The organism is Vibrio sp. 10N.286.49.C3 (assembly GCF_041469545.1).
GTDB lineage: Bacteria > Pseudomonadota > Gammaproteobacteria > Enterobacterales > Vibrionaceae > Vibrio > Vibrio tasmaniensis_A.
In genome coordinates this window covers 1-2,047 of the sequence record NZ_JBFRKT010000094.1, presented here as the reverse complement: position 1 = coordinate 2,047, position 2,047 = coordinate 1, and the positions used below count along the sequence as shown (strand labels likewise).

Annotated in this window: 3 protein-coding genes; all 3 read right to left on the bottom strand. The window is 40.8% G+C overall.

Annotated elements, in window-relative coordinates:
- Positions 1-158 precede the first annotated feature (158 nt).
- The 3 genes from AB4180_RS22515 to AB4180_RS22505 all read right to left on the bottom strand — a co-directional run bounded on the left by AB4180_RS22515 (position 159) and on the right by AB4180_RS22505 (position 1,937).
- Positions 159-737, bottom strand: coding sequence for a DJ-1/PfpI family protein (locus AB4180_RS22515; protein ID WP_102250476.1), 579 nt, complete (start codon positions 735-737; stop codon positions 159-161).
- A 146-nt stretch (positions 738-883) separates the two neighbouring features.
- A complete protein-coding gene (locus AB4180_RS22510; protein WP_102250473.1) occupies positions 884-1,363 on the bottom strand; it encodes a hypothetical protein in 480 nt (159 codons plus the stop codon).
- 220 nt (positions 1,364-1,583) lie between these two features.
- The gene (locus tag AB4180_RS22505; RefSeq protein WP_102250475.1) at positions 1,584-1,937 is read right to left on the bottom strand and encodes a YkgJ family cysteine cluster protein; all 354 of its coding nucleotides are present in this window, start codon (positions 1,935-1,937) and stop codon (positions 1,584-1,586) included.
- Between the last annotated feature and the right edge of the window lie 110 nt (positions 1,938-2,047).

Genomic DNA, 2,047 nt, shown 5'->3' with positions numbered 1-2,047 from the left:
GTGGATAACCCATTTGTTTCTCCTTTGAACATGGATGGCAGCTAACGCCCAATTAAGTAGCTGACAACGCTACCAATACACCCAAATTTATCACCATAACCACTGAAGCTGAACCGAGTTGAAAATGCCGAGCGTTGACAGTCTGCTTAAATTGCTTGTTATGTGCATTCTTGCCAGTTGTACTCCATTTGCCTTGCCACTAAATCGGCAAACTTCTTACCGTAGTGCTTTGACACGATATGTAAACTCATGTCGATACCCGCAGAGATACCACCTGAAGTGGTTAGTTTTCCTGAGGTCACCCACCGTTGGTTACTAACAACATTCAAGTTTGGAAACTGAGTAGCTAAATCGGGAATATCTTCCCAATGGGTGGTCACTGTTAAATTATTGATTAAACCAGCTTGAGCTAAAAGAAAAACACCAGTACAAACTGATGCAACTTCGGATGTGTTAGGAACTATCAAAGCTAACCAATCCATGATATTCGGTTTACACATTTCGCCAGTGTGTACCCCACCCACAACAACCAGTAAGTCTATTGGTGGATGATCCTGGAGGGAATAATCCGGCAAAACTTTAAAGCCACCACGAGCAACAACAGGCTCAGAACTTTCTGAAACTAGAAATACGTTCAAACTATCAGCACCAAGCCGCTTAGCTGTACTGAAAACTTCAAATGGACCTGAGAAATCAAGAACTTCAGCTTGATCGTAAATGTATATACCTATGTTCATTGTGCCTCCATGCACATAACGCCGCATTATGTGGTGAGCAACGCAGACCACTGAACCTAAAGCATTGTGCCGTAAACACAAAAGTTGAAGCAAACCAAAAATGCCGAGCGTTGGGAATCCGTCTTAAATGCTTTGTTATAACACCGCTAACTCATATCGCTGAACCACTGAGAACATTTCCATCGTAAATAGAACAATAGCGTTAAGCTTATGGAAAATAGAATGATGATAGCTGCATCCATAAGGTAAGCACTGTCAAATAGCTTTGCTTCATCTTTAGATAAAGCGATTAGTGCCGATGCCGTAATTGAAAGAATCAGCGGATCAATTGCTTCATCGGGACCTGGAGTAAATAGCATATATCCAAGCTCTATCGCCGATGACACAAGCAATGAACCACCAATAATCTCAAGGAATGCTTTACCGTACAGTTTAGTTGCTAATGGCAAGCACTCAAACTGAAGACCTGCAAACTGAAATACTTTTAAGAAAATCGTGTAGAAAATAAACAATCCGACAACAAATTGAAGTAAAACACGCAAAACCTCTACTTTAGGTTTAGCCCATTTATACAACTTCTCTGCACATGTTTTTTCTGGCTCGACCCCACTGTCATCTGTACTCATCGTTATATTGACTCAAATAATATGATTTCTTTCTAAATGGGGATTAAATTCGGTATTTCAAGGTGTTATAACGCCCAATTAACTTGCGCAGCAACGCAATACGGTGGTTCCGCATTGCACCGTAACCACTAAAACTGATTAGAAGTAAAAATGCCACGCGTTGCAAGTCAGGTTGAATTGTTTGTTATGACTTTGTGCTCACAGTTGGAGATTGAGCCAACTACACCAAGACCTGTCGAGTTGCTCTGATGTACTTATGCACCAGACGTTCAACCTTCAAATCTACCATTTCAACTGGGCGACAATTATTTGGGCATGGCATACGTGGAGTTGTACCAAAAAGACGACAAATTAATGGTCGTTCTTCATAAACCTCACAACCATTAGGTCCTAAATGTACGCAGTTATATTCATCGAGTGCGGCTTCATGTTCTGCGTCAGATTTTACGGGTAGTCGCGACATTTCCGTCGAAGATGTTGTTACAGGTCCACAACAGTCATGACACCCCTGAACACATTCAAACGCCGGAATACGCTCGCGAAGGTATTCAATAATTTCATTATTATTACTCATTAACATCTTATCTCTATGCAATACATGAGCATTATAGAACAATAGATAATGAGCTAGAAGTAGAGTAAAAAGATAAATTCACCGTGAGTCATAACGCCCAATTAAGTAGC

Coding starts and splice junctions, on each gene's coding strand:
- AB4180_RS22505 (WP_102250475.1), bottom strand. CDS start 1,937: ATGAGTAATAATAATGAAATTATTGAATACCTTCGCGAGCGTATTCCG.
- AB4180_RS22510 (WP_102250473.1), bottom strand. CDS start 1,363: ATGAGTACAGATGACAGTGGGGTCGAGCCAGAAAAAACATGTGCAGAG.
- AB4180_RS22515 (WP_102250476.1), bottom strand. CDS start 737: ATGAACATAGGTATATACATTTACGATCAAGCTGAAGTTCTTGATTTC.